27 protein-coding genes, 1 tRNA gene and 1 riboswitch are annotated in these 26801 nt (G+C 70.5%); of the genes, 14 read left to right on the top strand and 14 right to left on the bottom strand.

Annotated features, from left to right (window positions below; genetic code table 11):
• Positions 1-13: 13 nt before the first annotated feature.
• From ABZU32_RS22080 to ABZU32_RS22065, 4 genes are all read right to left on the bottom strand, one after another.
• Positions 14-1366 (bottom strand): cytosine permease, encoded by a 1353-nt coding sequence (locus tag ABZU32_RS22080; RefSeq protein ID WP_354924655.1) that lies wholly within the window; start codon positions 1364-1366, stop codon positions 14-16.
• Positions 1357-1483: riboswitch (TPP riboswitch) on the bottom strand. Its footprint overlaps the gene before it by 10 nt.
• A gap of 24 nt (positions 1484-1507) precedes the next feature.
• On the bottom strand, positions 1508-1840 hold the full coding sequence (locus ABZU32_RS22075) for a rhodanese-like domain-containing protein (RefSeq protein WP_354844016.1): 333 nt from the start codon (positions 1838-1840) through the stop codon (positions 1508-1510).
• A gap of 196 nt (positions 1841-2036) precedes the next feature.
• Positions 2037-2915: a DNA-formamidopyrimidine glycosylase family protein gene (locus tag ABZU32_RS22070; protein ID WP_354924653.1), complete on the bottom strand. Its 879-nt coding sequence runs from the start codon at positions 2913-2915 to the stop codon at positions 2037-2039.
• Between the two features lie 75 nt (positions 2916-2990).
• A complete protein-coding gene (locus tag ABZU32_RS22065; RefSeq protein WP_354924651.1) occupies positions 2991-4409 on the bottom strand; it encodes an LCP family protein in 1419 nt (472 codons plus the stop codon).
• Positions 4410-4682: 273 nt separating this feature from the next.
• Here ABZU32_RS22065 and ABZU32_RS22060 point away from each other — a divergent pair, with 273 nt between their 5' ends.
• Both ABZU32_RS22060 and ABZU32_RS22055 read left to right on the top strand, forming a co-directional pair.
• On the top strand, positions 4683-6050 hold the full coding sequence (locus ABZU32_RS22060; RefSeq protein ID WP_354924649.1) for a hemolysin family protein: 1368 nt from the start codon (positions 4683-4685) through the stop codon (positions 6048-6050).
• On the top strand, positions 6047-7087 hold the full coding sequence (locus ABZU32_RS22055; protein WP_354924648.1) for a hemolysin family protein: 1041 nt from the start codon (positions 6047-6049) through the stop codon (positions 7085-7087). The genes ABZU32_RS22060 and ABZU32_RS22055 overlap by 4 nt, the downstream gene beginning before the upstream one ends.
• A 395-nt stretch (positions 7088-7482) precedes the next feature.
• On the opposite strand, the gene ABZU32_RS22050 is transcribed toward ABZU32_RS22055, so the two are convergent.
• Positions 7483-7565: transfer RNA gene (locus ABZU32_RS22050), tRNA-Leu, on the bottom strand.
• A gap of 93 nt (positions 7566-7658) precedes the next feature.
• Here ABZU32_RS22050 and ABZU32_RS22045 point away from each other — a divergent pair.
• From ABZU32_RS22045 to pknB, 7 genes are all read left to right on the top strand, one after another.
• Positions 7659-8399 carry a DUF3662 and FHA domain-containing protein gene (locus tag ABZU32_RS22045; protein ID WP_354844003.1) on the top strand — a complete coding sequence of 247 codons (741 nt, stop codon included), beginning with the start codon at positions 7659-7661 and terminating at the stop codon, positions 8397-8399.
• 17 nt (positions 8400-8416) lie between these two features.
• Positions 8417-8884 carry an FHA domain-containing protein gene (locus ABZU32_RS22040; RefSeq protein WP_354844001.1) on the top strand — a complete coding sequence of 156 codons (468 nt, stop codon included), beginning with the start codon at positions 8417-8419 and terminating at the stop codon, positions 8882-8884.
• Positions 8881-10173: a Stp1/IreP family PP2C-type Ser/Thr phosphatase gene (locus tag ABZU32_RS22035; protein WP_354924647.1), complete on the top strand. Its 1293-nt coding sequence runs from the start codon at positions 8881-8883 to the stop codon at positions 10171-10173. Before ABZU32_RS22040 ends, ABZU32_RS22035 begins: the two co-directional genes overlap by 4 nt.
• 30 nt (positions 10174-10203) lie before the next feature.
• On the top strand, positions 10204-11547 hold the full coding sequence (locus ABZU32_RS22030; protein WP_354844615.1) for an FtsW/RodA/SpoVE family cell cycle protein: 1344 nt from the start codon (positions 10204-10206) through the stop codon (positions 11545-11547).
• A complete protein-coding gene (locus ABZU32_RS22025; protein WP_354924646.1) occupies positions 11544-12998 on the top strand; it encodes a penicillin-binding protein 2 in 1455 nt (484 codons plus the stop codon). Before ABZU32_RS22030 ends, ABZU32_RS22025 begins: the two co-directional genes overlap by 4 nt.
• Positions 12995-14545 carry a serine/threonine-protein kinase gene (locus ABZU32_RS22020; RefSeq protein WP_354924644.1) on the top strand — a complete coding sequence of 517 codons (1551 nt, stop codon included), beginning with the start codon at positions 12995-12997 and terminating at the stop codon, positions 14543-14545. Before ABZU32_RS22025 ends, ABZU32_RS22020 begins: the two co-directional genes overlap by 4 nt.
• Before the next feature lie 82 nt (positions 14546-14627).
• Positions 14628-16493: a Stk1 family PASTA domain-containing Ser/Thr kinase gene (gene pknB / locus ABZU32_RS22015; RefSeq protein ID WP_354924642.1), complete on the top strand. Its 1866-nt coding sequence runs from the start codon at positions 14628-14630 to the stop codon at positions 16491-16493.
• A gap of 240 nt (positions 16494-16733) precedes the next feature.
• Here the strand turns inward: pknB and ABZU32_RS22010 are convergent, their stop codons facing one another.
• From ABZU32_RS22010 to ABZU32_RS22000, 3 genes are read right to left on the bottom strand one after another with little or no spacing between them, the layout of a single operon-like run.
• Positions 16734-17306, bottom strand: coding sequence for a gamma-glutamyl-gamma-aminobutyrate hydrolase family protein (locus ABZU32_RS22010; protein WP_354924640.1), 573 nt, complete (start codon positions 17304-17306; stop codon positions 16734-16736).
• Complete coding sequence (locus tag ABZU32_RS22005; RefSeq protein ID WP_354843988.1) at positions 17303-17461, bottom strand: hypothetical protein; 159 nt, start codon at positions 17459-17461, stop codon at positions 17303-17305. The genes ABZU32_RS22010 and ABZU32_RS22005 overlap by 4 nt, the downstream gene beginning before the upstream one ends.
• A gap of 55 nt (positions 17462-17516) precedes the next feature.
• Positions 17517-18131 carry a class E sortase gene (locus tag ABZU32_RS22000; protein WP_354924782.1) on the bottom strand — a complete coding sequence of 205 codons (615 nt, stop codon included), beginning with the start codon at positions 18129-18131 and terminating at the stop codon, positions 17517-17519.
• A 252-nt stretch (positions 18132-18383) separates the two neighbouring features.
• On the opposite strand from ABZU32_RS22000, the gene ABZU32_RS21995 reads away from it, so the two are divergent.
• Positions 18384-18629: a cell division protein CrgA gene (locus tag ABZU32_RS21995; RefSeq protein WP_354843986.1), complete on the top strand. Its 246-nt coding sequence runs from the start codon at positions 18384-18386 to the stop codon at positions 18627-18629.
• A gap of 126 nt (positions 18630-18755) precedes the next feature.
• On the opposite strand, the gene ABZU32_RS21990 is transcribed toward ABZU32_RS21995, so the two are convergent.
• Positions 18756-19631 (bottom strand): rhomboid family intramembrane serine protease, encoded by an 876-nt coding sequence (locus ABZU32_RS21990; protein ID WP_354843983.1) that lies wholly within the window; start codon positions 19629-19631, stop codon positions 18756-18758.
• Between the two features lie 185 nt (positions 19632-19816).
• Positions 19817-20350: a peptidylprolyl isomerase gene (locus tag ABZU32_RS21985; RefSeq protein ID WP_354843980.1), complete on the bottom strand. Its 534-nt coding sequence runs from the start codon at positions 20348-20350 to the stop codon at positions 19817-19819.
• A gap of 190 nt (positions 20351-20540) precedes the next feature.
• Here ABZU32_RS21985 and ABZU32_RS21980 point away from each other — a divergent pair, with 190 nt between their 5' ends.
• Both ABZU32_RS21980 and ABZU32_RS21975 read left to right on the top strand, forming a co-directional pair.
• On the top strand, positions 20541-21011 hold the full coding sequence (locus ABZU32_RS21980) for a hypothetical protein (RefSeq protein WP_354843977.1): 471 nt from the start codon (positions 20541-20543) through the stop codon (positions 21009-21011).
• Between the two features lie 156 nt (positions 21012-21167).
• Positions 21168-22451, top strand: a complete 1284-nt coding sequence (locus ABZU32_RS21975) for an AI-2E family transporter (protein ID WP_354924638.1) — start codon at positions 21168-21170, stop codon at positions 22449-22451.
• A 19-nt stretch (positions 22452-22470) separates the two neighbouring features.
• Here ABZU32_RS21975 and ABZU32_RS21970 read toward each other — a convergent pair whose 3' ends face one another.
• The 4 genes from ABZU32_RS21970 to lpdA all read right to left on the bottom strand — a co-directional run bounded on the left by ABZU32_RS21970 (position 22471) and on the right by lpdA (position 25281).
• Positions 22471-22674: a DUF6203 family protein gene (locus ABZU32_RS21970; protein ID WP_354924636.1), complete on the bottom strand. Its 204-nt coding sequence runs from the start codon at positions 22672-22674 to the stop codon at positions 22471-22473.
• A gap of 77 nt (positions 22675-22751) precedes the next feature.
• Entirely contained in the window at positions 22752-23255 is a 504-nt protein-coding gene (locus ABZU32_RS21965) for an RICIN domain-containing protein (RefSeq protein ID WP_354924634.1), read from the bottom strand.
• Between the two features lie 10 nt (positions 23256-23265).
• Positions 23266-23775 (bottom strand): RICIN domain-containing protein, encoded by a 510-nt coding sequence (locus tag ABZU32_RS21960; RefSeq protein ID WP_354924632.1) that lies wholly within the window; start codon positions 23773-23775, stop codon positions 23266-23268.
• A gap of 105 nt (positions 23776-23880) precedes the next feature.
• Positions 23881-25281, bottom strand: coding sequence for a dihydrolipoyl dehydrogenase (gene lpdA, locus ABZU32_RS21955; protein ID WP_354843962.1), 1401 nt, complete (start codon positions 25279-25281; stop codon positions 23881-23883).
• Positions 25282-25770: 489 nt separating this feature from the next.
• Here lpdA and ABZU32_RS21950 point away from each other — a divergent pair, with 489 nt between their 5' ends.
• Complete coding sequence (locus tag ABZU32_RS21950; RefSeq protein ID WP_354843959.1) at positions 25771-26169, top strand: hypothetical protein; 399 nt, start codon at positions 25771-25773, stop codon at positions 26167-26169.
• A gap of 147 nt (positions 26170-26316) precedes the next feature.
• Positions 26317-26801, top strand: a 485-nt coding sequence (locus ABZU32_RS21945) for a helix-turn-helix domain-containing protein (RefSeq protein WP_354924630.1), incomplete at its 3' end; no start/stop codon positions are given.

Here is a 26801-nt window from a genome sequence, read left to right as displayed (position 1 = left end):
CAGGCGACGGGTGCTACCGGGCCACCGGCGCGTCGGTGAGGGCGGCGCCGTCGCGGGCGCGCCGCCTCAGCAGGCCCACCAGCAGCGTCGCCAGCGCCGAGACGACGAACGCGGCCAGCGCCGCGCTCATCCACGGCTCCCGCTCGAACCCGACCAGTTTTCGAAGCGCCGCCCAGCGCTCGTCCCACCACTTCAGAGTGGCCGCTCCGGTGAACACCCAGTACGCCACGAAGCCGAGCAGCCATGGGACGAGCATCGCCCAGCGCGAGGGCGCGTCCTGCGAGGTGTCCCACCGCGCGGCCCCGCCCAGCACGAAGTAGTCGACCACGAGCACGGCGAACATCGGGACGAACACCGCGCCGATCACCCCGAGGAAGGCCCCGTAGGAGTTGACGTTGGCGAACAGCGCGACACCGGTCGTCAGCACGCCCACTCCGACCGAGAAGACCCGCCGGTCGACCCGGGGCAGCAGGTTCTGCAGGGACATGGCCGTGGAGTAGACGTTGGCGAACGACTGGTCGGCCTCCCGCAGCACCAGGACGCCGAAGAACAGCGCGCCGAGCGGCACCGCGACGAACGCGTTCCACACCCGCTCAGGGTCGTTGCCGACCAGGGCGAGGGCGACGATGCCGAGCACCAGGCACGCCACCTGGGCGATCGTGTAGCCGGTGACCACCCCGGCGAACGCCGCCCGCCCGGACCGCGAGTGCCGGGCGTAGTCCGCCGCGACCGGGACCCAGGAGACCGACAGCGCGATCACGTAGTCCACGGCGGGGGCGAACGCGTTCCAGCTCCCGCCGCCCAGGTGCGGCGCCTCGCGCAGCAGCGCCACCGCGAGCCACACCATCGCGACGACCACGGCGGCCGTCACGAAGCGGCGCAGGAGGCGGATGGCGCCCAGTGGGCGGATGGTCAGGGCGATCGTCAGCGCCCCGGCCACCAGTACCCACACGGCGTACGGCACGGAGTCGCCGAAGACAGCCCGCGCACCTTGGGCGATCACCCACAGCTCGAACGCCCCCCAGCCGAGCATCTGGACGATGTTCAGCACGGTCGGCAGGTACGACAGCCGGGCCCCGAACAGCCCGCGCAGCAGCACCATCGCGGGCGCGCCCGTGCGGGCGCCTGGGATGGCCGCCAGGCCCACCATGACGGTGCCGACCAGGCTGCCCACCACGGCGGCCAGCACGGCCGCGACCATGCTCAGCGGCGCGCCGCCCAGCGGGTCGAGAAGGTACAGGGCGCCGGAGAAGCCGAGCAGGCTCACCCCGAGGTTGGCCCAGAAGGCGCCCTGGTCGAGGAATCCGAGGGTCTTCGGAGGGGCCTCGTCGAGGGTCAGGGGGACTTCATCGACGGCGGACGTCATCGCACGCTCCCTACGCCGGCATTACCCGGACAGGTTCCGGCGGTCGGCGGCGCGCCCAGCCTTCGCTGGGAACCGCCCTCTCAGCCCGGTGACGCCCGAGCTCCCGCGCTATGTATTTTGCGCGATTATTACATCCGGCCGTCAGGCGACGTAGGGCTGCCCCCCGTTCTCGGCGACCATGGGACGCCCGGCCGCCTCCCACGAGTGCATGCCGCCGCCGACGTTGACGGCCTCGCGGCCCACGTGGTTGAGCCAGGCGGTGGCCTGGGCGGACCGGCCGCCGACGCGGCACACGACGTACACCGGGACTCCGGCGGGGATCTCCTCGACCCGCTGCTGCAGCGTGCCGAGCGGTATGTGGACGGCCGTCGGGGCGTGGCCCGCCTGCCACTCGTCGGGCTCGCGCACGTCGAGCAGGTAGGCGTCGTCGGGCACGGCCCCGGCCTGGATCTCTGGGACGGTCATGCCGACCATTGTCCCCGCTTCGCGAGCCTTCCGCCCGCTAACGGAGGGTTGTCGCGCCGTGACGCCGGGAAGTTTTCCCTTCGCGCACCGGCGAAGCGCCGCAAAACACCTCAGAGCCCCCGCGCGGCCGGCCACCTGGGACCACCACTCGCGCGGCGGGAACGGCCCCGGACGAGCGGGGCCCACCGGACGAGCCGAGGCCGCCTCACTTGAGCAGCCGGGACATCCTGCGGTCGGCCAGCGGCTTGCCGCCGGTCTGGCAGGTCGGGCAGTACTGCAGGGAGGAGTCGGCGAAGGAGACCTCCCTGATCGTGTCCCCGCACACCTCGCACGGCTCTCCGGCGCGCCCGTGGACCCGCAGGCCGGACTTCTTCTCGGTCTTGAGGTCCTTGGCGGCCAGACCGCGCGACCGCTCGACGGCCTCGCGCAGGGTGGTGACGATCGCCTCGTGCAGGTCGGCGACCGCGGTGTCGCTCAGCGAGTCGGCGATCTTGAAGGGGGACATCTTGGCCGCGTGCAGCACCTCGTCGGAGTAGGCGTTGCCGATGCCCGCGATGATCTTCTGGTCGCGCAACAGCCCCTTGATCTGCGTGCGACTGCCGCTCACGATGCCCTTGAGCACGTCGGGGGTGAAGCCGGGCGCCAGCGGATCGGGGCCGAGGCTCGCGATGCCGGGCACCTCGACCGGATCGGTGACGACGTAGACGGCCAGGCGCTTCTGGGTGCCGGCCTCGGTGAGCTCGAAGCCCGGCGCCCGGCCGTCGTCCTCGGGGGCGAACCGCAGCCGCACGGCCAGCGGCCCCTTGCCCAGACGCACCGGCCTGGCCCCCGACAGGTCCTCCCGCCAGCGCAGCCAGCCGCCGCGGGCCAGGTGGGTGACGAAGTGCAGCCCGTCGCAGTCGAGGTCCAGGAACTTGCCGTGGCGGGCCACGGCGGTCACCGCCAGGCCGCCGAGCGAGGTGACCGGCGGCCGCACGGTCTTCAGGGCCTGGAAGGCCACCACGTCCACACCGGCGACCACGCGGCCGACGGCCCGCTCGCGCAGGAACTCGGCGAGCGACTCCACCTCGGGAAGCTCGGGCATGCCATCACACTAACCGCTGACCGAGGGTCCGCCCGGTGAGCGGCCGGCGGGCGCGCGTGGCCGCTCACCGCGGGCCTACTTGGTGAGCACGTCCTTGGGCACCGGCTTGTCCTCGGCCAGGGAGCCGAACAGCCGCAGCGCGCGCTGGGTGTCCCACTTGACGACCGCGGCGCCGTTGATGGTGGGCAGCGAGCCGATGGGGACGGCGGTGGCGACCGGGTCGCCGCTCATGGCCATCCCGAGCGACAGCAGGTCGAAGGTGCCCGTGCCGCCGTCGACGGCGACCGAGTCGGTGGCGGCCATCGCCAGCGGCACCGAGCGGAAGGGGTTGACCAGCACGCCGGGGCTCGCGGCCTTCTTGACCACGGCCGAGAAGAACTGCCGCTGGCGCTGGGTGCGGTCGAAGTCGGGGATCGCGCCGGTCGCCCGGGTGCGGACGAAGCCCAGCGCGGTGCCGCCCTCCATGTCCTGGCAGCCCTTCTTCAGATTGATGCCGGCCTTGGGGTCCTTGATGTTCTGCTTGACGCAGATGTTCACCCCGCCGATCGCGTCGACGATGCCGACGAAGCCGCCGAACCCGATCTCCATGTAGTGGTCGAGGCGGATGCCGGTGACCTTCTCCACGGTCTTGGCCAGCAGTTTGGGGCCGCCGAAGGCGTAGGCGGCGTTCAGCTTGTCGCTGCCGTGCCCGTCGATCGGCACGAACGAGTCGCGGGGCAGGCTGACCAGGGTCGGCCGGCCGCTGCCGGCCGGCACGTGCAGGAGCATCATCGTGTCGGTGCGCTTGCCGACGGCCCGGCCGGTGGCGAGCTTCTTGCGCTGGGCGGCCGTCAGCCCGGCCCGGCTGTCGGAGCCGACCAGCAGCCAGTCTTCGCCCGGGGTGGCCGCCGGGCGCCCGGCGTAATCGGTGAGCGAGTCCACGACGTTGAGCCGGGAGTTGATCCAGAAGAACCCGCCGACGACGAGCACGATCAGCAGCACCAGCACGACCGCGAGGACGCGGAGCACCAGACGGCCGATGCGCCGGGGAGGACGAGGCGGATGAGGCGGCTGGTCGCCGCCCGAGCCGCTTCCCCCGCCGGGCGGCTGCGTGCCGGGCAGCGGACGCACCGGCGCCTGCCCCGCGCGCGGCTTGCCGTACACGCGCGACGCCCTGCCCCGGCCCTCGCCCGAAGGCGCGGTGGGCGGGGCCTCGGCTCCCGCGCCGTACTGCTGCAGGACGGTGGCGTCGTCGTCCGGACCGCCGGCCGACGCGCCGCCGCGCCCGCGCTCACCCTCGTGAGCCGGCGCCCCCTGCGGGAAGCGGTGCGCGGGCTGACCGGCGGAGTACCCGCCCGCCGCCTGACCCTCCGCCCGGCCATCCGCCCGGCCCGCGGCCGGCGCGCCGTACGCGCCCTCGCCGCCCGCCCCAGCAGGGCGCCGGAGAGCCCGCGTCGGCCCCTCCAGGGTCTCGTCGGATCCCCCCGACCCGCCGTTTCCCGGCCAATCGCCCACTTTCCCGTCCCCGTCCTGTGCCAAGAGCCATCTCTGCATCGAAGCTACGCCGTCGCGGAGGCGACGGTAGCTCTCTCACCAAGGTTTTCTCCGGTAAAAGTACGCAGAGTCACAGTAAGTCACCAATGTTGGGTCGCGGGAAACATTGCCCGCCCCCCGGCCGTTAGCGTGTACGACGACATCTAGCGAAAGGACAGTCGTGTCCGCTCCGGACCCATGGAGTACCTGCCCGTGCCACGGCACGGGCCTCGTCAAATATCGGACGGCTGAGCTGTGACCATCGTTCTCGGTCTGGCCGCCGTCCTTGTTCTCACCCTGGCGACCGGTTTCTTCGTCGCCCAGGAGTTCGCGTTCGTCGCCTCCGACCGGGCGGCGCTCCGGCAGCAGGCCGCCGCGGGCGACGCCGCCGCCGAGCGGGCCCTGAAGGTCACCGGCAGGCTCTCGTTCATGTTGTCGGGCGCCCAGCTCGGCATCACCGTGACCACCTTGCTCGTCGGCTTCATCACCGAGCCCGCGCTTACTCCGCTGATCAGCCCTGGCCTGGCCGCCGCCGGAGTGCCGCAGGCCGCGATCCCCGGCCTCGCCGTGATCCTCGGGCTGGTCGCCGCCACCGTCGTGCAGATGGTGCTCGGCGAGCTGGTGCCCAAGAACTTCGGCATCGCCCGGCCCGAGCCGGCGGCCAAGTGGCTGGCCCGTCCCACCCTGGCCTACATGGCCGTCGCGGGACCGGTCATCCGCTTCTTCGACACCTCCGCCTCCCGCCTGCTCCGCCTGGTCGGCGTCGAGCCGGTGGAGGAGGTGGAGCGCGGCGCGACCCCGGAGGAGCTGTCGCGCATCATCGCCGAGTCCGAGGCGGCCGGTGAGCTGTCCGGGCGCCTGTCCGACCTGCTGGAGCGCGCCCTGGAGTTCGGCGACCGCACCGCCGAGGACGTCATGGTGCCCCGTCCCCGCGTGGTCTCGCTGCGTGCGGGACGACCCGCCTCCGACCTGCTGGACGCCGTCAAGTCCTCCGGCCACTCCCGTTATCCCGTCCTCGGCGCCGACGGCGGCGACGTCGTCGGCGTGACCGGCCTGCGCGAACTGCTGCGGGCGCCCACGGACGACGTGCCCATCGAGCGCATCAGCGTCACGCCGCTGCTCGTGCCCACCACGCTCCCGCTGCCCGCGCTGCGGGAGCGCATGCGCGCCTCCGGCCGCGAGCTGGCGTGCGTCATCGACGAGTACGGCGGGCTCGCCGGCGTCGTCACGATGGAGGACCTGGCCGAGGAGCTCGTCGGCGAGCTGGTCGACGAGAACGACCCCGACCCGGCCGAGGCCGTCGCGCTGGAGGACGGCACCTGGGACGTGCGCGGCACCCTGCGCCTGGACGAGGTGGAGCGCGCGACCGGTCTGCGCCTGCCCGAAAGCGACGACTACGAGACCGTGGCCGGGCTGATCATGTCGCGCCTCGGCCGCCTCGCCGAGCCCGGGGACGAGGTGAGCGTCCCCCTGACCGACGAGCAGGACCTTCTGGAGGCCGGCGAACCGGCCGGGAGGGAGGCGGTGGTCACCGTGCTGGACGTCCAGCGCAGGATCCCCGACCGGGTGCGGCTCGTGCCCCGGGCCGCCGACGCGGCGGTCATGAGCGGTGAGGCCCGGTGAACTCCGTCACCGCCCTCCTGCTCGGCGTCGTGCTGCTCGTCGGCAACGGCCTGTTCGTCGCGGCCGAGTTCGCCGTGGTGTCCGGCAGCCGGCACCGCCTGGAGGAGGCCGCCGCGGGCGGAGGCCGCCTCACCAAGGCGGCCGGACGCGCAGCCCTCCGCAACGGGCGGGAGCTCTCGCTCATGCTGGCCGGCGCGCAGCTCGGCATCACGCTGTGCTCGCTGGGCCTGGCCATGGTCACCGAACCGGCGATCGAGCACCTGCTCGAGCCGGTGTTCGGGCTGGTCGGGCTTCCCGAGTCAGCGCGCGTGGGCGTGGCGTACGTCATCGCCCTGGCGGTCATCACCTTCCTGCACATGGTCGTGGGGGAGATGGCGCCCAAGTCCTGGGCGCTGACCCGCCCTGAGCGGACGGCCATGGGCCTGGCCCTGCCGTTCCGCGGCTTCACCTGGATCGCCCGGCCGGTGCTCGCGGCGCTCAACGGGCTGTCCAACGGCCTGCTGCGCGCCTTCGGCGTCCGGCCGCGCGACGAGCTCGCCACGACCCGGACGCCGCCTCAGCTGGCCATGCTCGTCGGCGAGTCGGCCCGCATGGGGCTGCTGGACCGGGACGAGCACGACCTGCTCACCAGCGCGCTCCGCGTACAGTCGCAGACCGTGGAACGGCTGACGGTGCCCATCGGGCGGGCCACGGCCGTGCCCGCCGGCGCCCCGGAGGCGGTCGTGCGGCGGACGGCGGCGGCGTCCGGCCACCTGCGGCTGCTGGTCAACGGCGGCGCCCCGGAGGACGTGCTCGGCGTGCTGCACGTCCGTGACACGCTCCTGAACCCCGGCACGCCGCCGGAGGAGCTCATGAGCCCCGCTCCGCGCCTTCCGGCGTCGGCGACCATCCCGGAGGCCGTGGAGCGCCTGCAGGACGCCCACGCCCATCTGGGCCTCGTCACGGGCAGGGACGGGCGGGTGGCCGGCATGGTGAGCCTGGGCGACCTGGTCGGCGAGCTGCTGAACGCTCGTGCAAGCACCCCGAAAGCGGGCTGAAAGCCAGGACGGCTAGACATCCGTGAGCGGATCGACCACATCGGATGTGAAGAACGGGCCATCGCGCGCCCGGCGGGGCTTCTCTCGCCGGGCACCGCGGACTACCTTGATCGAAGCCCTTTCATCACAGGGGTGTCTTGCGCCTCCTGCGGGGTAACGCCCATCGGGAGCCGCGGGACCTCGAACCTTCGGGGGTTCCAGGGGTCGACTCCTTGGACGACGCAACCCCGGAGGACCGATGACCACCACCGAACCACCCAGGCGCACAAAAAACGCCCCTGGGAAGAAGCACCAGCTTCGACCATGCGGGGCTCGGGGGTTCCAGGGGGTGTCCCCCTGGGGTAACACAAAGGCCCCGGGGAGGAAGCTTAGGCTTCGACCATGCGGGGCCCGAGTGGGCGAGGAGGGATTTGAACCCTCACATCCTTTCGGACACACGGACCTGAACCGTGCGCGTCTGCCATTCCGCCACTCGCCCTTGTTGAGTGCGGTCCAAAGGCTAGCACGGATCCGTGCATGCCACCGAACCCGGATACGATCCTCCTAGACGATGGAGGAAGGGAGGTACCCGGTGGGAGTCCTTCAGCGCTTCGAGCGAAGGCTCGAAGGCTTGGTCGAGGGGGCCTTTGCGCGGGCGTTCAAATCTGACCTTCAGCCGGTCGAGGTCGCCAGCGCGGTTCAGCGGGAGATGGACGAACGGGCCGCGATCGTGGCGCAGGGCCGCACGCTTGTGCCGAACGACTTCGTGGTGGAGCTGTCCACGACCGACAGCGAGCGGCTGGAGGTGTACGCCGACAGCATCGGCCACGAGCTCGCCAACCTCGCCAGGGAGTACGCCAAGGAACAGGGGTACTCGTTCGTGGGACCTGTCCGGGTGCGCTTCGAGACCGCCGACGATCTGGCGGTGGGCCTGTTCCGCATCCGCTCGGGGGTGATCAGAGGGGCGACGGTCGAGCAGGACGAGATCCGGCAGCCCGTCAGTGATCTCCCGGCGAGCAAGCCGAGCGCGTTCGCCGGCCGTCCGCGCCTGCTGGTGTCCACCCAGGACGACCCGCAGGGGCAGCGGTCCTTCGACCTCACGACCCCTGTGACGCTCCTCGGGCGGGGCACCGACTGCGATCTGCGGCTGGTGGACCCGGGCGTCTCCAGGCACCACGCCGAGCTCAGGGTCGAGGGGCCGACAGTGGCCCTCGTCGATCTCGGTTCAACCAACGGCACATTCGTCAACGGCCAGCCGGTTCGCCGGATCGAGCTCCAGGACGGCACCCGCGTGACCTTGGGGCGCACGACTCTGGTGTTCCGGCGCGATTAAGGGTAGACAGACGGTCCATGTCCGAGCTCACTCTGCTGCTGATCCGGCTCGCGTTCCTCGCGGTGCTGTGGTTCTTTGTGATTGCCGCGGTGGGAGTGATCCGGACAGACTTGTTCGGATCACGCTCGACCGCTCCCGCGGCCGCGCGCAAACCCGTCAAGCCCGCTCGCCAACCAGCCAAGCCGAAGAAGGGGGAGCCGAAACAACTGGTCGTTACGGGTGGTCCCCTGCAAGGAACCATCATCAACCTCACGGAGACGCCAATCACTATCGGTCGGGCGAATGACGCCACGCTGGTTCTCAGCGACGATTACGCTTCCAGCCGGCACGCCCGGCTGTTCCCCCAGGACGGTCAGTGGATCGTGGAAGACCTCGGCTCGACCAACGGCACCTATCTCGACCGCTCCAAAGTGACCCGCCCGACTCCGGTGCACCTCGGCCAGCCGATCCGCATCGGTAAAACCGTCATCGAATTGCGCAAATGACAATCGCACTCCGCTACGCCGCCCGCTCGGACGTCGGCCTCCTCCGCGAAGGAAACGAGGACTCGGCGTACGCGAGCCCGCGCCTGCTCGCCGTCGCAGACGGCATGGGCGGGCACGCTCACGGTGAGGTGGCCAGTTCGGTCGCCATCACCGCCATGTCGTCCCTCGACCGGGACGCCTCCGGGGGTGACCTGCTCAGCGCCATCGAGGCCGCGGTGCGCGACGCCAATCGCAAGCTGCACGAGATGGTCGGCCGTGATCCCAGCCTCAAGGGCATGGGCACCACACTCACGGCCATGCTGTGGTCGGGCACCCGCGTCGCCCTCGTCCACGTCGGCGACTCCCGCGCCTACCTTCTCCGCAACGGCGAGCTGTACCAGATCACACACGATCACACCCTGGTGCAGTCGCTCGTGGACGACGGGAGGATCACGCAGGAGGAAGCCGCCAGTCATCCTCAGCGCTCGATCTTGCTGCGCGCCCTCGACGGCAGCGGCGAGGTCGATCCAGATCTGTCGCTTCGCGAAGCGCAGATCAACGACCGCTATCTGCTCTGCTCGGACGGCCTGTCCAGCGTCGTCAGCGCCGAGACCCTGCACCACACCCTGACCACCGTCGACGAGCCGGACCAGGTCGTCCGCCAGCTCATCGACCTCGCCAACCGGGGCGGCGGCCCCGACAACATCACCTGCATCGTCGCCGACGTCGTCGAGATCGAGGAAGGCCAGGTCGTGGCGGGTGACGCCGCGGTCGTGGGCGCCGCCGGGTCCAACCGGCTGCGTTCCCAGCCTCCCGACACGCCGGCGGGGCGCGCGTCCACGATCACCGCTCCCCAGCCTGTGATCGTGGACGACGACCTGGATGACGAACCCGCGGGCGGCCCGGCGGCGAACGCCGTGGCCGCCCCGCGGCGTGTCAAGCGGCGGCGCGCGTGGCCGATGGCCGTGGTCGTGGTGGGGCTTCTCGCGGTGGCCGTGGGAGGTGGTGGCTATTTCGGGTACCGCTGGACACAGGACCAGTACTACGTCGGCGCCAAAGGCGACGAGCTAGTCTTGTTTCGCGGGGTTGACACCACCATCGGACCGATCCAACTGAATTCCGTCGCGCAGAGTACCGGCCTTTCGGTGTCGTCCATCCCCGAGCCGGAGCGCGAGCAGGTGCGCCGGGGCATTCCGGTGGCCGACCTCCAGGCAGGAACGACGAAGATCAACGACCTCAAGGCCAAGTCCGGCGGCGACCAGAAGACCACGCAGCCGACGGCTTCCCCGACCCCCACGGAGTCCTCGTAAGTGAGTGCCGTAGACGACGCGGCCGTCCCCATGACCGCGAAACGGCGCGGGGCGCAGCTTGTCATGCTCGCCTTCGCCGTCGCGATCGTCATGGTCGCCTACGCCAACGTCGGTCTGGGTGAGGGCGGCAAGGTTCCCGCCGGCATGCTGGGCTACGGGCTCGGCCTCGGCGGGCTGATGCTGGCCGCCTACTTCGTGCTGGCCAAGTTCGCCCCCTGGGCCGACCCCCTGATTCTTCCGCTGGTGACGCTGGTCAACGGCCTCGGCCTGGTGATGATCTACCGCCTCGAGCTGGCCACGAAGCTCGCCTCGGCCAACACCCAGCTCTTCTGGACCGCGCTCGGCGTCGTAATGTTCTCCGCCACGCTCATCGTGCTGCGCGACCATCGGGCGCTGCAGCGCATGACCTACACCGCGGGCTTCGTGGGCCTGGGGCTGCTCATCCTGCCCATGACCCCCTTTCTGGGCAAGCAGATCAACGGCGCCCGCATCTGGGTCCAGGTCGGCGGCTTCTCCATCCAGCCCGGCGAGTTCGCCAAGCTGGCGCTGGTCGTGTTCTTCGCCGGCTACCTGGTGGCCAAGCGCGACGTGCTGGCGCTGGCCGGCCGCCGTCTGCTCTTCATCGACCTGCCCCGCGCCCGCGACCTCGGCCCGGTGCTCATCACCTGGGTCGTCAGCGTCGGCGTCCTGGTCCTGGAGAAGGACCTCGGCACCTCCCTGCTGCTGTTCGGCGCCTTCATCGCGATGCTCTACGTCGCCACCCAGCGCACGTCGTGGGTGCTCATCGGCGTGCTGCTGTTCGCGGGCGGCGCGTTCGTCGCCGGGCAGCTGTTCAGCCATGTCGGCGACCGCTTCCAGGTCTGGCTGAACCCGGGCGATCCTGAGCTGTTCAACCGCGTGGGCGGCAGCGAGCAGCTCATGCAGGGCCTGTTCGGCATGGGGTCCGGCGGCATCCTCGGCACCGGGCTCGGCCAGGGCCACCCGTACCTGATCCCGCTGTCGTTCTCCGACTTCATCTTCGCCGCCACCGGCGAGGAGCTCGGGCTCACCGGCCTGATGGCGCTGCTCATGGTGTACGCGCTGATCGTCGAGCGCGGCCTGCGCACCTCCATCGCGGCCCGCGACCCGTTCAGCAAGCTGCTGGCGGGCGGTCTGTCGTTCATCCTGGCCTGGCAGGTGTTCATCATCGTCGGAGGCGTGACCAACCTGATCCCGCTGACCGGCCTGGTCACGCCGTTCATGTCGCAGGGTGGGTCCGCCCTGCTGGCGAACTGGATTCTTATCGCGCTTCTGGTACGCATGTCTGACGCGGCACGGCGGCCGCCGCCGCAGGCGATCCAGGACGAGGGGCTGACGCAGGTGTTCCAGCGATGAACGGCACGCTCAAGCGGGCGGCGGTCGCCTGCCTGGCCATGTTCGCCCTGTTGATGATCAACGTGAACTACCTCCAGGCGGTCAAGGCCGACCAGCTTCGCGCGGACAACCGCAACAAGCGCAGCTTCTTCGCCCGCTACGAGAGTGAGCGGGGCATGATCACCGCGGGCGGCGAGACGCTGGCCAAGTCGGTCGACACCGGCGCGGGGAAGGACTTCCGCTTCCAGCGCAAGTACGTCGACGGCCCGGTCTTCGCGCCGGTCATCGGGTTCTTCGCGCCCGAGAGCGAGCGCGGCATCGAGAACGCCGAGAACGAGTACCTCAACGGCAGCCACCCCGACCTGTTCGTCCGCCGCACGGTCGACCTGATCACCAGCAAGCCGACGCGCGGCGCGGCGATCGATCTGACCCTGGTGCCCAAGGCGCAGCGGGTCGCCTACGAGGGCCTGCAGAAGAGCGGCAAGCGCGGCGCGGTGGTGGCACTGGACCCTAAGACCGGCGCGGTGCTCACCATGGTGTCGGTGCCGAGCTACGACCCGAGCCCGATGGCCGTGCCCGACAAGGCCAAGGCCGCCAGGGTCTACAACAAGCTCAACTCCGACGACAACGAGCCGCTGATCAACCGGGCCACCAGCAAAACCTATGCCCCTGGCTCGACGTTCAAGGTGATCACCTCGGCGGCCTACCTCAGCGAGGACGAGTCGCGCGATGTGAACACGACGGTGGACGCGCCGGACATCCTGCCGCTGCCGGGCACCACCATCGGCCTGCGCAACTACCACGGCGAGTCGTGCGGCGGGCGGGCCACGCTCATCGACGCGCTGACGATCTCGTGCAACACGGCGTTCGGCACGATGGCGCTGGAGATGGGCTACGACAAGCTCCAGGAGCAGGCCGCGAAGTTCGGCATCGGCCAGGAGATGAACATCCCGCTGAACGTGGTCAAGAGCGACATCGGCCCCGACGAGGGCAAGGCCGCGCTGGCGCAGACGGCGATCGGGCAGCGCAGCAACCAGATGACACCGCTGCAGATGGCCATGGTGGCCGCCGGCGTGGCCAACGAGGGCAAGGTCATGAAGCCCTACCTGGTCAACAAGATCGTCAGCCCGGACAACGACGAGATCGCGAGCGCGCGCCCGCAGGAGCTCGACGAGGCGATCAGCCCCGACGTCGCCGACAAGCTGCGCCAGATGATGATCAGCGTGGTGCAGAACGGCACCGGCACCGCCGCCCAGCTTCCGAACATCACCGTGGCCGGCAAGACGGGCACGGCCGAGACCGCGAAGGGCGCCGCGTCGCACGCCTGGTTCATCGCCTTCGCCCCCGCCGAGGACCCGAAGGTCGCGGTCGCGGTGTTCGTCGAGTCCGGCAGCGCCGGCAACGACGCCACCGGCGGCGTCGTCGCGGCGCCGATCGCGCACGACGTGATGCAGGCGGTGCTCGGACAGTGAGCTTCGCCGACCGGGTGCTGAACGACCGCTACCGGCTGACCGGGCGCATCGCCGCCGGCGGCATGGGCGAGGTCTGGCGCGCCACCGACCGGCTGCTCGCCCGCGACGTCGCGGTGAAGCTGCTGCGCCGGCACGTGGCCGCCGACCCGGAGTTCCGCGAGCGCTTCCGCAACGAGGCGCGCATCACCGCCGCCCTGTCCGACCCCGGCATCGCCCAGATCTTCGACTACGGCGAGCAGGACGACCTGGCCTACCTGGTGATGGAGCTGGTGACCGGCGAGCCGCTGTCGGCGATCCTCGGCCGCAACGGCACGATCAGCCCCGAGGCCACCCTCGACGTCATCGGCCAGACCGCGCGCGCCCTGCACACGGCGCACCGGGCGGGCATCATCCACCGCGACGTCAAGCCGGGCAACCTGCTGGTCACCGAGGCCGGGCTCATCAAGGTCACCGACTTCGGCATCGCGCGGGCCCTGGAGGGCTCGCGCATCACCATGACGGGCACCGTGCTCGGCACCGCGCAGTACGTCAGTCCCGAGCAGGCCTCCGGCAGCACGCTCACCCCCTCGACCGACCTGTACTCCCTCGGCGTGGTGGCCTACGAGTGCCTGACCGGGCAGCCGCCGTTCACCGGCGGCAACCAGGTCGCGATCGCCCTGCGCCACCTGAACGAGCAGGTGCCCCCGCTGCCGGAGACCGTGCCGCGGCCGGTGCGCGACCTGGTCGCGGCCATGCTGGCCAAGGCCCCCGAGCACCGTCCGCCCACCGCCCGCGAGCTGGCCGACCGGGCGATGGTGCTGCGCGACTCGCTGGTGAAGGCCCACGACTCGCACCTGAGCATGCTGACCGATCCGTCGGGCTTCGCCGTGCGCAGGGCCGTCGAGGAGTCCGGCCGGCCGTCCGGGCCGGGCGCCGCGCCCGTCCCACCGACCGGCGCCGCGTTCCCGGCGACCGGCGCGGTCCTTCCGGGTGCCGGCGCGGTCACTCCGGCGGCCGGCGCGGTGACTTCTGCGGCCGACGGCTTCGGCGGTCTGTACGACGACACCACCGCGGACGTCCCGCCCGCCACGCCCACCCGCATCGGCCGTCCTCCGGCGGGCCCCGGCCCCGGGCCCGGGCATCCCCGGCCGCTTCCGCCGCCGGGGCGCCGCCGCCGGCGCCGGGCGATCGGGCTGTTCGCCGCCGCGGGGTGCGCGGCCGCCGTCGGGTTGGGGGCGCTGGCGACCGGCGGGATCCCCGAGCTGGGGACGGACGGCGGGCCGAGCGCGCCGTCCGATCCGGTGACCGGCGGCCCGGTGTCGTCGTCGCCGACGCGCACGTCAGCGGCATCCGTTCGACCCAAACCGGTGAAGTCTGTCAAGCCGTCGGCGTCACGGTCGGCTACGGTAAGCACGTCGGCCACGCCCACCCGGCCGCGCACGCCGACGCCGACCCCGTCCGCTACTCCGACCCCTACTCCGACGCCCACACCGACCCCCACGCCGAGTGAGACGCCAAGCCCCAGTGCATCCGCAAGCACCACAATCCCCCCGAACGGGGAGACGTAATGCGGTGGGGGGTCGATGATGGACACCGGCAGCCGCACCGCGGGCCGGTACCCAAGATGAACGGCAAGGGACTGTGCAGGAAATGACTCAGCCTCGGCTACTCGGTGGTCGCTATGAGCTCGACGGAGTCGTCGGGCGCGGCGGCATGGCCGAGGTGTATCGCGCCCGGGACATCCGGCTGGACCGGGTTGTCGCGATCAAGACACTCCGTTCTGATCTGGCGAGGGACCACACCTTCCAGGCCCGTTTCCGCCGCGAGGCACAGTCCGCGGCGTCTTTGAACCACCCCTCGGTCGTCGCGGTGTACGACACCGGCGAGGACATGACGGACGCCACCCCCGTGCCGTACATCGTCATGGAGTTCGTCGACGGGCGCACCCTGCGCGACCTGCTGCGGGCGGACCGGCGCCTGCTGCCGGAGCGCGCGGCCGAGCTGGTCGACGGCATCCTGCGCGCGCTGGACTACAGCCACCGCGGCGGCATCGTCCACCGTGACATCAAGCCGGCCAACGTCATGATCACGCTCGCCGGCGACGTCAAGGTGATGGACTTCGGCATCGCCCGCGCGATGGCCGACTCCGCCGCGACCATGACGCAGACCGCGCAGGTCATCGGCACGGCCCAGTACCTCTCGCCCGAGCAGGCCCGCGGTGAGCGCGTGGACGCCCGCAGCGACATCTACTCCACCGGTTGCGTGCTGTACGAGCTGCTCACCGGCCAGCCGCCCTTCACCGGCGACTCCCCCGTGGCCATCGCCTACCAGCACGTGCGCGAAGACCCGATCCCGCCGTCGCAGATCGACCCCGACATCCCCAAGTGGGCCGACGCCATCGTCCTGAAGGCCATGGCCAAGGACCCGGCGCACCGCTACCAGAGCGCCGCCGAGATGCGCGCCGACATCCAGCGGGCCCTGAGCGGCATGCCGGTCGACGCCGCGCACACGATGGCGATCAGCAACAACAACTACACCGGCCAGCAGACCCGCACGCTGCAGGCGCCGGGCGGGCCGGCCACCCAGCGCACGAACGCGGTGCCGCCCTACGAGTACGCCCCGACGCAGGCGGGTGGCGGCGGCCGGTACGAGCGCCGGCGGGCCGCCTCCGGCGGCAACACCGCGCTCAAGACCGCCGCGTGGATCCTCATCCCGCTGCTGGTGATCGGCGCCTTCATCGGCATCGGCTACGCCTTCCTGAGCTCCGACGGCGGCGGGCAGCAGACCGCGAGCGAGGTCTCCATCCCGCTGGTGAAGGGGCAGACCGAGGACGCCGCCAAGGCCAAGCTGGAAGACCAGGGCCTGAAGGTCGAGGTCGTCCAGGAGTTCAGCTCCGACGTCGACAAGGGCACCGTCATCGGCACCGAGCCCGCGGCCGGCGAGAAGGCCGCCAAGGGCGCCACCGTCCAGCTGAAGGTCTCCAAGGGCATCAAGCAGGCGGTCGTGCCGGACGTGGTCGGAAGCACGGTGGACGAGGCCACTGAGACGCTCAAGCACAACAATCTCAACGTGCAGGTGGTCAGCGTCGTCTCCGGCAAGGAGCAGCAGAAGGTCTTCCAGAGCAAGCCGGCCGCGGGCGAGAAGGTCGACGAGGGAAGCATCGTCAAGATCTACGTGCCCAAGGCGCAGACCGAGGTGCCGGATGTGACCGGCCAGACCGCCAAGGAGGCCACGGCCACCCTGCGCGGCGCGGGCTTCAAGGTCAGGACCGTCGAGCAGACCAGCGCGGACGTCCCCCAGGGCAACGTCATCAGCATGAGCCCGAAGCCGGGCTCCAAGCTCACCCCTGGCATGACGATCACGCTGGTGGTGTCCTCGGGGCCGCCGGAGGAGACCTTCCCGACCGACGAGCCCACCGACCAGCCGACCGACCCGAACCAGCAGCCGACCGACCCGAACGAGCAGCCCACCGACGACCCGTTCAGTGACCCGCCGCCGGACAACTTCGGCAACTGACGCGCCGTCCGCTCAGCGCGGTGTGAGCCCCTTCTCGGCGTCCGGGGAGGGGCTTTCCCGTGTGCGCGAAGGCGACCGACAGGGGCGAAGGGGCTGCCGGAGATGGCGGGGCTGCCCGATGAGGCGGGGAGGGCGGCCGGCGGCGGGGGCGCGCGGGGCCGGACATGAGAAGAGGGTCTCCGCCGCTCGGGGGCGACGGCGGAGACCCTCATTCGGTAGTCGTCTCAGACCCGCCCGGCGTTACACGATTTGGGCGAGCCAATTTCCGAGAAGTTCGTGCCCGTGCCGGGAGAGGACGGACTCGGGGTGGAACTGCACGCCTTCCACCCGCGCGGTGGCGTGCCGCACGCCCATGATGACGCCGGTGCCGGTGGCGGCGGTGACGGTCAGCGTCTCGGGCAGGGTGCCGGGGATCACGGCGAGCGAGTGGTAGCGGGTCATGGTGACCGGCGAGGGCAGCCCGGCGAACACGCCCTCGCCGTCGTGGACGATCTCGCTCGTGCGGCCGTGCATCAGCTCGGGGGCCCGGGCCACGGCGGCCCCGTAGGCGACGGCGATGGCCTGGTGGCCGAGGCAGACGCCGAGCAGGGGGAGGTCGCGCTCGGCGCAGAAGCCCACCAGGGGCACGCTCACCCCGGCGGCCTCCGGTGTTCCGGGGCCGGGGCTGATGAGCACGCCGTCGAAGCCCTCGGCGTCCTGGAGGCGCACATGGTCGCGTGGCCGGACGTCGCAGTCGGCGCCCAGCTCGCGGAGGTACTGCACGATCGTGTGGACGAAGCTGTCGTGATTGTCCACCACGAGCACGCGGCTCATCGGCCTACGGTCGCCCGGTCGACGGGCATGTGCGGCTCCAAGGAAGGGAACACGAAATACCAGAGTACGACCCCCGCCGCACCGGCCAGCACGAGCATCGTCGCCAGCTTGACCCCGGTTCCGCCGGGGATGACCCGCCAGAGCCATCCGTACATCGGCCGCCTCGCTTCCTGAAAGATCCGGTGGGAGTGTCGGGCAGGGGCGCCGCCCTCAGGTGCGGCGGTCGCGCTTGGCGGACAGGACGCCGTAGACGACCAGCCGCTCCCGGGCGGAGTACTCGGGGTGGCAGGTCGTGAGGGTGATGACGGCCTCGGTGGGACGCGCGCCCGGGCGGCCGGGCACCGGCGCTATGACGTCCACCTGGTCCGGCGTGACGACCTGCTTGCCGGAGACGCGGTAGGTGTAGCGGGCCTCGGGGGCGTCGATGACGATGGCGTCGCCCCGGCGCAGCTCGTCGATGCGGTTGAAGGGGGCGGCGTAGGTCGTGCGGTGGCCGGACAGCACGAAGTTGCCGACCTTGCCGGGACGGGCCGTGCCCGGATAGTGTCCCGGCCCGCGGCGCAGGTCCTCCTGGCCGACGCCCTCCAGGACGGCGTACTCGTAGTCGCGCCCGAGGCGGGGGATGCGGATCATCGCGACGGCGTCGCCGAGGTGGATCTTGCCGAGCTTGGCCACTTTGGCGGTCTGCTGGAGCTGCTGCTTGAGGACGTGCTGGTACCACTCGGTGTAGGAGCCGGTGCCCCAGAGCAGGTAGGCGCAGAAGAGGAGCATGGCCACCCCGGCGGTCACGCTGAGCTCGCCGCAGGTGCGCAGCAGGGTCCTCATATCCACCGCCAGAAGGCATAATCACGACATATCCGGAGTAGCGGAGGAGGCGTGCGGACCACGCCTGCGCAAGCCAGCGTAGGCAGGACCCCTCGCGGCGTCCCGGCGACGATCGGCGCTTGACTTACTTTTTGCGCGTGAATCGCCGTTCGCCGCTTACGCCGACTAGGCTTACTGCGGTCTTCACAGGCCAGCGATTACGCTGGCTGCCAGTGCCCGCGACACCGCGCGGGCCCCACCAGGAGAGCTGCCGTGCCCAAGTCCAACACCCGCAAGAAGGCGGTCTACACTCCGCCGCAGAAGTCGCAGCAGGTCAAGGTGAGCCCCCGCTGGCTGGCGCCGACGATGGTCGTCGCCTGGATCATCGGCATCCTGTGGATCGCGGTCTTCTACATCGCCCCGACCACGCCCGGCATCGCCGCACTGGGCAACTGGAACCTGGGCGTCGGTTTCGTCCTGATCATCTTCGGTGTGGTGCTGTCCACCCGCTGGCGTTGAGGCGTGTCCACTCGCCGGCGGCCGAACCGGTCACGACCGGACGCGCACGGCGAGTGACGTTTTCCACAGGTTTTATCCACAACCTGGGGAAGCAAGCCCGGGGCTCCTCCGGGAAGCGTCCCCCGCTCAGGCCCCGAGCGGGGGCATGAGCGCCACCAGGGCGACGCAGGCCGCGAGCACCACCAGCACCGTGCCGAGCTGCACGGCCTTGCGGTTTCCCGAGGGCGCGTAGGCGAACAGCGCGGTCACCAGCGTTCCGGTGACCAGGCCGCCGAGGTGGCCCTGCCAGCTGATGCCCGGGATCACGAAGGTCAGCACCACGTTGATCCCGATCAGCCAGATCACGCCCCGGGCGTCGTAGCCCAGGCGCCGGGCGACGACGAACATCGCGCCGAACAGCCCGTAGATCGCCCCGGAGGCGCCGACGGCCGCCGAGCCGAACAGGTAGACGGCGACCGAGCCGCCGAGCGCCGCGAGCAGGTAGACGCTCGCGAAGCGCACCGAGCCGAGCATCCTCTCAAGCTGCGGGCCGATGACGAACAGAGCCCACATGTTGAACAGGATGTGCCAGTAGGACGGCGGGGGCGCGTGCAGGAAGGCCCCGGTGATCAGCCGCCACCACTCGCCCATGGCGACGTCGTAGGACGACATCTCGAAGCGGCCGAGCACCTGGGCCGGAGCGACGACCTCGCCCAGGTAGGCGAGCACGTTGATCGCCAGCAGGGCCCACGTCACGATCGGAGTGGTCACCGGCCTGCCGCCGAAGGGCGCCTCGGCGCGGCGGACCGTGCGGCTGCCCTCGCGCACGCACTCGACGCACTGGTGGCCGACCGCCGCCTCGCGCATGCAGTCGGGACAAATGGGCCGTTCGCACCGCTGGCACCGCACGTAGGTCTCGCGGTCGGGGTGCCGGTAACAGGTGGGGACCGCGTCAGAGGGACCGGGCTCGGAGTGGTCCTGCGGCCGGTCGGACGGACTGGGGTGGTCTGGCTGAGTGGTCATCGCCTGTTCGAGGCCCCTTCACCTGTGCGCGCCTATCCACAGACTGCCACCCTACGCACGCCGGCGAGCGCGCGGTGCCATGGATCGCCGCATCCGAGTGCGGCCGTGGATCGCCGCATCAGGGTGCGGCCGTGGAGGTGTGCCCCTGGCGGCCTCGCGGCCGAGGCCGCCGGGGCGCGGCCGCCTCAGGACTGGACGCGCTCGATCACGACCTCCTGGATGACGACGTCGGTGAGCGGGCGGTCCTGCCGGGTCGGCGTCTTGACGATGGCGTCCACGACGTCCTGCCCCTCGATCACCTCGCCGAAGATTGTGTGCGCGCCGTTGAGGTGCGGAGTGGGGACGACGGTGATGAAGAACTGCGAGCCGTTGGTGCCCCGGCCGAAGCGCTTGCCGGCGTTGGCCATGGCGAGCAGGTAGGGGCGGTCGAAGCGCAGGTCGGGGTGGATCTCGTCGTCGAAGTCGTAGCCGGGGCCGCCGATGCCCTGGCCGAGCGGGTCGCCGCCCTGGATCATGAAGCCCTGGATGACCCGGTGGAAGATCGTGCCGTCGTACAGCCTGTCGTTGGTCTTCTGCCCGGTCTCGGGGTGGGTCCACTCGCGGGTGCCCTCGGCGAGTTCCACGAAGTTGCGCACGGTCTTGGGCGCGTGGTCGGGGAAAAGACGGAGCTTGACGTCACCCAGAGTGGTGCGGAGTTTTGCGATGAGATTCTCAGCCACGGGGGCTGCCCCCTTCGATATGTCGGGTTACCCGTCGGATTTGCGTTGTTTCGTCCACTATGGCGCAATGGCCTACCCCGCATCCTCCCATGCCGCGTCAGGATTGAGCCGCTTTCGATCGGGAAGGTGAGCCTGCGGGGCCCCGAGGACAGGGGAGGTTATCGTGTCCCTGACACTGAGAAGACGCCGTGTGAGCATGGTCATACCGATGGCGGCCACGCGGATGGATCGGATGAAGACCCAGGCCATGCGGACGGCCGACCAGGTCCGTCCGATGGCGCACACCGCCCGCGAGGTCGCCGCGCACCGCATCGAGGACGCCCGCGTCTGGGCGGCGCCCATGCTCGACCGTGCGGCTCATTCGGTCGAGGACGAGATCGCGCCGAAGGTCAGCGCGTTCCTCGCCCGCGCCGCCGAGCGCGTCGATCCGGCGCCGTCGATCAAACGGCGGAGCCGCTGGTCGATGCTCGCCCTGGCGGCCGGCGTGGCGGCCTGCGCGGTGGGCATCGTGCTCTACCGCAACAACAGCCGCCAGTGGGCCGACACCATGAAGGACACCGGAGCCGATGCCAGCAGGTGGCCCGGCGAGAGGGTGGACGACATGGGCGGCGCCGAGGAAGGCGGCATGAGGGCCGACGACACCTCGCGCAAGATGTACTGAACCGAGCGGCGAGGCGCCCTCCGGAGCATCCGGGGGGCGCTTCCTGCCGTCCTGGGGGCGGTCACGCGCCGCAGCCGATAGTCCAGATCGCGAAATTCCGGCATTTATCAGGCAGGGAGCGGGACTGAACCCGCCTCCGCCGGGCAGCAAGGACGCGTGTCCGACACTGGCAGCTCCGAGCGCGCAGACATCTCCAGCGTGTTCCCCTCGTTCCCCGCGGAAGGCGCCGAGAACCCCGGCGCGTCCGACGCCGCACCCACGGACGCGGGCGTGGCGGGCGACCCCCGCCCCGCGGCGCCCTCCGGTTCCTCCGAGGTGTCCCGCACGGCCGGCGACCCGGCCGGCGACGGCGCGGGAGAACCCCGCAAGATCGACCCCAAGGAGTACGAGCAGCCGTTCGGCCGGCCCGGCCGTCCGTTGCGGAGCAACCCGTTCATGTTCGGCCTGACCGCCGCCCTGGGCGTGCTCACCGCCTGGCTGCTCGTGCAGTCCATCGCCTCCGCCGGGTCCGCCATCGTGCTGATCATCGTCTCGCTGTTCCTGGCGATCGGGCTCAACCCGGCCGTGGAGGCGCTCCAGCGCCGCAACCTGTCGCGCCGCCTGGCGATCACGATCGTGTTCGGCGGGGTCATCGCGTTCTTCGTGGCCTTCGGGCTGGCGATCGTGCCCCCGCTCACCGACCAGACCACCGGCTTCATCCAGCACCTGCCGGAGTACGTCCAGCAACTGCAGAACCACCCGGTGATCCGCTCGGTCGACCAGCGCTACCAGGTGCTGGAGAAGCTGCAGCAGTACGTGACCAGCGGCAGTCTCGCGAGCCAGATGTTCGGCGGCCTGCTCGGCGTGGCGAGCGTCGTGATCAGCGCGCTGTTCAGCGGACTGACGGTGCTGGTGCTGACGCTCTACTTCCTCGGCTCGCTGCACTCGATCAAGGAGACCGGGTACCGGCTGGTCCCGCGTTCCCGGCGGACGCGCGTGCGGCTGCTCGGCGACGAGATCCTCAGGCAGATCGGCGGCTACGTCGCCGGCAACCTGATCATCTCCTTGATCGCCGGCGGGGTGACCTTCGTCTTCCTGTCGGTGCTCAAGGTGCCCTACGCGCTGGCCCTGGCCATCTTCGTGGCCGTGACCGACCTCATCCCCATGGTCGGGGCGGTGGCCGGGGCCGTGGTGGCCTCCGGCGTCGGATTCCTGACCTCGGTGCAGGTCGGCATCGCGTGTGTGATCTTCTTCATCGTGTACCAGCAGATCGAGAACTACGTGATCTCACCGCCGGTGTTCAAGTCGTCGGTCGCGGTGCCGCCGATCGCCACGATCATCGGCGCGCTGCTCGGCGGGGCGCTGCTCGGCATCGTCGGCGCGCTGCTCGGCATCCCGCTGGCGGCCGCGGTCCTGCTCCTGGTGAGAGAAGTGGTCTTCCCTCGCCAGGAACGGGTGTGACCGCCGGAGCCCGGGCCCCTTACCGGCGGCCGCCCGCCACGGGACGCCGGCCGGTGTACGGGTTGCGGGACGAGCGGCCGGGCTCGCGCAGCGCGTCGCGACGCTCGCCGGGCTGGTCGCCGCGGCGCTTGCGCATCAGCCACCATCCGACGCCGAGGACGACGAGCCCGAACGGCGTGCGGGCCAGCCAGCGGGTCACCACGAGTTTCAGCAGTTTCTTCATGCGTTCTCCTCGGTCCGGTCGTTGCGCCTGCCTCTACCCTCCGGACCGGTGAACATGCTGGTGCCGGGCCCGCGCGGTCACAGCCTCCACTTCTGGTTGCTCCAGCGGTTGCAGTCCCACAGGTGGACGCGGGCGCCGTTGCTCCCGACGCCCTTGAGGTCGGCGTCCAGGCATCGCCCGCCGGCCAGGCTGTAGATGGCGTGGCTGCGCCGGTCGTACAGCCACTGCTGGTTGGCGCCGCCGTTGCAGTCCCACAGTTGCACCCGGGTGCCGTTCCTGACGAGGTTGCCGCGGTCGGCGTCCAGGCAGCGGCCGTTGACCAGGTTCCTGATGGTGTGCGTGGCCGGGTCGTAGCTCCAGGTCTGGTTCGCCCAGCCGTTGCAGCTCCACAGTTGGATGCGGGTGCCGTTGCTGCCGATGCGGCCGAGGTCGGCGTCCAGGCAGCGGCCGTCGGCGCGGTTGTGGATGGGGCCGCTCCCGGCGCCGCCGCCGGCGGTCGCCGAGGCGGCGGTGGCGGTGGCGGCGAGGCAGCCCGCCGCGACGAGGAGCGTCCTTATCGCTGCGAGAAGGTGGCGTCGCATCTCAGGCCCCTCAGATGGTCCACTTCTGGTTGGCCCAGCCGTTGCAGTCCCAGAGCTGGACCTTGGTGCCGTTGCCGCCGATGCCGTTCAGGTCGGCGTCCAGGCACCGCCCGTTGTACATGCTGTAGATCGTGTGGCTGATGGCGTCGTAGATCCACTTCTGGTTGCTCCAGCCGTTGCAGTCCCAGAGCTGGACCTTGGTGCCGTTGCCGCCGATGGTGTTGAGGTCGGCGTCCAGGCAGCGGCCGTTGTACTGGCTGCGGATCGTGTGCGTCCGCACGTCGTAGGTCCACTTCTGGTTGTTCCAGCCGTTGCAGTTCCACAGCTGCACCTTGGTGCCGTTGGGCCCGATGGTGTTCAGATCGGCGTCCAGGCACCGCCAGTTGGCGTGGTTGCGGATGGGGCCGGGCGCCGCGGCCGCGCCCACGGCGGGCGAGGCGCCCGTCGCGGCGGCGAGGACCGCCGCGCAACCGGAGGCGACCGCGAACGTCCGAGCCGCTCTGATGAACTTCCCCCGCATGATGTCCGATCCCTTTCACGTGTACGCGTCGCTACTCTCGGTAGTCGAAGCTACACGCCAAGTGATGACACCGGTGCGGTTGACACGTCGGCGCGTCCCGGGGAATCACATGTTGATCATGTGGCCCGCCAGCCCGTGGATCGCCTCCTTCACCGCCTCGCCGAGCGTCGGGTGGGCGTGCACGTTGCGCGCCACCTCGTTGACGGTGAGGTCCCACTGCTGGGCCAGGGTCAGCTCCGGCAGCAGCTCGGTGACCTCGGGGCCGATCAGGTGCGCGCCGAGCAGCTCTCCGTACCGGGCGTCACTGAGGATCTTGACGAACCCCACGGCGTCCCCGAGCCCGTGCGCCTTGCCGTTGGCGGTGAAGGGGAACTTCGCCACCTTGACCTCGAAGCCCTTCTCGCGCGCCTGGGCCTCGGTGAACCCGAAGCTGGCGATCTGCGGCTGGCAGTAGGTGGCGCGCGGGATCATGACGTAGTCGAGCTCCATCGTCTCGGCCTCGGCGATGGTCTCGGCGGCGACGATGCCCATGGACTCGGCCGCGTGCGCCAGCATGAGCTTGGCGGTGACGTCCCCGATGGCGAAGATGTGCGGCACGCTCGTGCGGCAGAGCCCGTCGATGTCGATGGCGCCGCGCTCGGTGAGGCGCACGCCGGTGTTCTCCAGCCCGTAGCCCTCGACGCGCGGCTGGAAGCCGATGGCCTGCATCACCTTGTCGGCCTCGAGCGTGCGCCGCTCGCCGCCGCTCGACACCGTGACCTTGACCTTCTCGCCGGACTCGTCGATGTCCTCCACCCGGGTGGAGGTGAGCACCTCGATGCCGAGCCGCTTGTACCTGCGCGCCAGCTCGGCCGAGACCTCCTCGTCCTCCAGGGGGACGATGCGGTCGAGGAACTCGACGATCGTCACCTTGACCCCGTAGTTGCGCAGGACGTAGGCGAACTCGACGCCGATGGCGCCGGCGCCCGCGATGACGATGCTCTCGGGGAGGGCGTCGCTGAGGATCTGCTCCTCGTAGGTGACGACCCGGTCGCTGACGGAGGTGCCCGGGAGCAGCCGCGTCGTCGCGCCCGTCGCGATGATGCAGTGGTCGAACGTCACGGTCTCGGCGCCGCCGTCCGAACGGGCCACCTGCAGCGTGTGGGGGTCGGTGAAGGTCCCCCGGCCGTCGTACTCGGTGATGCCGTTCTTCTTCATCAGGAAGTGGACGCCCTTGACGCGTCCGTCGGCGACCTTGCGGCTGCGCTTGAACGCCTCGCCGTAGTCGAAGGTGACCTTGCCTTCCACGTGGATGCCGAAGGTCTTGGCCTCCTGGGTGAACAGGTGGGCGAGCTCGGCGTTGCGCAGCAGCGCCTTGGAGGGGATGCAGCCCACGTTGAGGCAGACACCGCCCCAGTAGCGTTCTTCGACGACGGCCGCGCTCAGGCCGAGCTGGGCGGCCCGGATGGCCGCGACATACCCACCGGGGCCGGCTCCGACCACCACGACGTCATAATGAGCAGTCATGCACCGGACCATATGTGGTACCGGCGCGTGCTGCCGCACCGGGGTCCATGGGCCCAGAGATCCGGCCTGACGGACATGACAGCCCTTGTCCCGATATCCAGGCACTTCTCCACGCGATTACCAGTCGCGGCTTTCCGCGCGAGAAAGCATCCTTCTTCCGTACGCAACGGACACTGAGCGGGAAACGCCCTTATGAGGATTAAGGGCTAGGTTCCCCGAAATAGCGGTTCGAGCGGCGGGCGCACAGGCCGCCGAGGGTGCCGAGTTATAGCAAGATCAAGACGAGCAAGTCCGCTGAAGTCGGGAAATATGGAACCGAAGACCACAACAAGAGATTAAGCACATCGCAAAAGTGGCAGTTATTCGTTTGTCCGACGTCGCCCGAGGAAAACAGACAAGTAGCGAGACTCACTGAGTCACCACAGCATTCACCGCGATGCCGCTGAATGCACCCTTCAAGCACCCGAAGTCGTCCAAGGGGGATACGCAATGCCCAACGCCAAGAAGTTCGTGAGCACGCTGACGATCTGCGCAGCGCTCACCGGGGGCATGCTCGGCCTGGGGGCCGCGACCACGATCACCGGCGCGAACGCGGCGACCACCATCACCAAGGGGGGCGGGGGAGATTACCGGGACTGGTCCCGTCACCGTAACCGCAACTGGAACCGCAACTGGGCGCGCAACTGGAACCGGACCTTCGCCCGCAGCTGGGCGCGCAACTGGGCCCGCCACCTGAACCGCAGCCTCAGCCGCAGCGCCAACGTCAACCGCCAGGCCCAGGCGATCAACATCCGCCTGATCTTCCCGAACTCGACCGGCACGCCGGTCAGCGCCACCGCCACCTCCACGCCGACCACGACCACCTCGACGCTGCCCCAGGTTCCCTGACCGGGCGAGCGCCGGCCGCCCCGCGGACCGTGGCCCCGCCGCCAGGCCACGGTCCGGAAGGCGTGACGTCCAGGTCATTTCCCGGATATCGGCCCGACAACTTCCTGCGTCTTGACAACTAATACTTTCGGCTGAGACCGTGTAGTCATGTTGGATGTAGCGGTCATCGAGGACCCGGCGGCGGCCGAGGTCTCGCTCGATCCGGTGCGGGCCCGTCTGCTGGCCGAGCTGGCCGTCCCCGGGTCGGCCACCACGCTGGCGGCCAAGGTCGGCCTGCCGCGGCAGAAGGTGAACTACCACCTCAAGACCCTTGAGCGGTACGGGCTGGTCGAGCTGGTGGAAGAGCGGCGCAAGGGCAACGTGACCGAGCGGGTCATGCGCGCCACCGCGGCGTCCTACGTGATCTCGCCGGTGGCGCTGGCCGCCGTCGCCCCCGACCCGGCGCGCTCGCCCGATCAGTTGTCGGCGCGGTGGCTGCTGGCGGTGGCCTCCCGGCTGGTGCGCGACGTCGGGCAGCTGATCACCGGGGCGGCCAAGGCGCGCCAGAAGGTCGCGACCTTCGCCATCGACGGCGAGATCCGCTTCGCCTCGGCCGCCGACCGCGCCGCGTTCGCCCGCGAGCTGGCCGAGGC

This window comes from Sphaerisporangium sp. NPDC005288 (genome assembly GCF_040607475.1).
Taxonomy (GTDB): Bacteria; Actinomycetota; Actinomycetes; order Streptosporangiales; family Streptosporangiaceae; genus Sphaerisporangium; species Sphaerisporangium rhizosphaerae.
This window is presented reverse-complemented; position numbering and strand designations above follow the sequence as displayed.

Coding starts and splice junctions, on each gene's coding strand:
- ABZU32_RS21950 (WP_354843959.1), top strand. CDS start 25,771: ATGCCCAACGCCAAGAAGTTCGTGAGCACGCTGACGATCTGCGCAGCG.
- ABZU32_RS22030 (WP_354844615.1), top strand. CDS start 10,204: ATGACCGCGAAACGGCGCGGGGCGCAGCTTGTCATGCTCGCCTTCGCC.
- ABZU32_RS22080 (WP_354924655.1), bottom strand. CDS start 1,366: ATGACGTCCGCCGTCGATGAAGTCCCCCTGACCCTCGACGAGGCCCCT.
- ABZU32_RS22005 (WP_354843988.1), bottom strand. CDS start 17,461: ATGTACGGATGGCTCTGGCGGGTCATCCCCGGCGGAACCGGGGTCAAG.
- pknB (WP_354924642.1), top strand. CDS start 14,628: ATGACTCAGCCTCGGCTACTCGGTGGTCGCTATGAGCTCGACGGAGTC.
- ABZU32_RS22035 (WP_354924647.1), top strand. CDS start 8,881: ATGACAATCGCACTCCGCTACGCCGCCCGCTCGGACGTCGGCCTCCTC.
- ABZU32_RS22040 (WP_354844001.1), top strand. CDS start 8,417: ATGTCCGAGCTCACTCTGCTGCTGATCCGGCTCGCGTTCCTCGCGGTG.
- ABZU32_RS22000 (WP_354924782.1), bottom strand. CDS start 18,131: ATGAGGACCCTGCTGCGCACCTGCGGCGAGCTCAGCGTGACCGCCGGG.
- ABZU32_RS21970 (WP_354924636.1), bottom strand. CDS start 22,674: ATGAAGAAACTGCTGAAACTCGTGGTGACCCGCTGGCTGGCCCGCACG.
- ABZU32_RS22010 (WP_354924640.1), bottom strand. CDS start 17,306: ATGAGCCGCGTGCTCGTGGTGGACAATCACGACAGCTTCGTCCACACG.
- ABZU32_RS22070 (WP_354924653.1), bottom strand. CDS start 2,915: ATGCCCGAGCTTCCCGAGGTGGAGTCGCTCGCCGAGTTCCTGCGCGAG.
- ABZU32_RS21965 (WP_354924634.1), bottom strand. CDS start 23,255: ATGCGACGCCACCTTCTCGCAGCGATAAGGACGCTCCTCGTCGCGGCG.
- ABZU32_RS21960 (WP_354924632.1), bottom strand. CDS start 23,775: ATGCGGGGGAAGTTCATCAGAGCGGCTCGGACGTTCGCGGTCGCCTCC.
- ABZU32_RS22075 (WP_354844016.1), bottom strand. CDS start 1,840: ATGGTCGGCATGACCGTCCCAGAGATCCAGGCCGGGGCCGTGCCCGAC.
- ABZU32_RS21990 (WP_354843983.1), bottom strand. CDS start 19,631: ATGACCACTCAGCCAGACCACCCCAGTCCGTCCGACCGGCCGCAGGAC.
- lpdA (WP_354843962.1), bottom strand. CDS start 25,281: ATGACTGCTCATTATGACGTCGTGGTGGTCGGAGCCGGCCCCGGTGGG.
- ABZU32_RS22025 (WP_354924646.1), top strand. CDS start 11,544: ATGAACGGCACGCTCAAGCGGGCGGCGGTCGCCTGCCTGGCCATGTTC.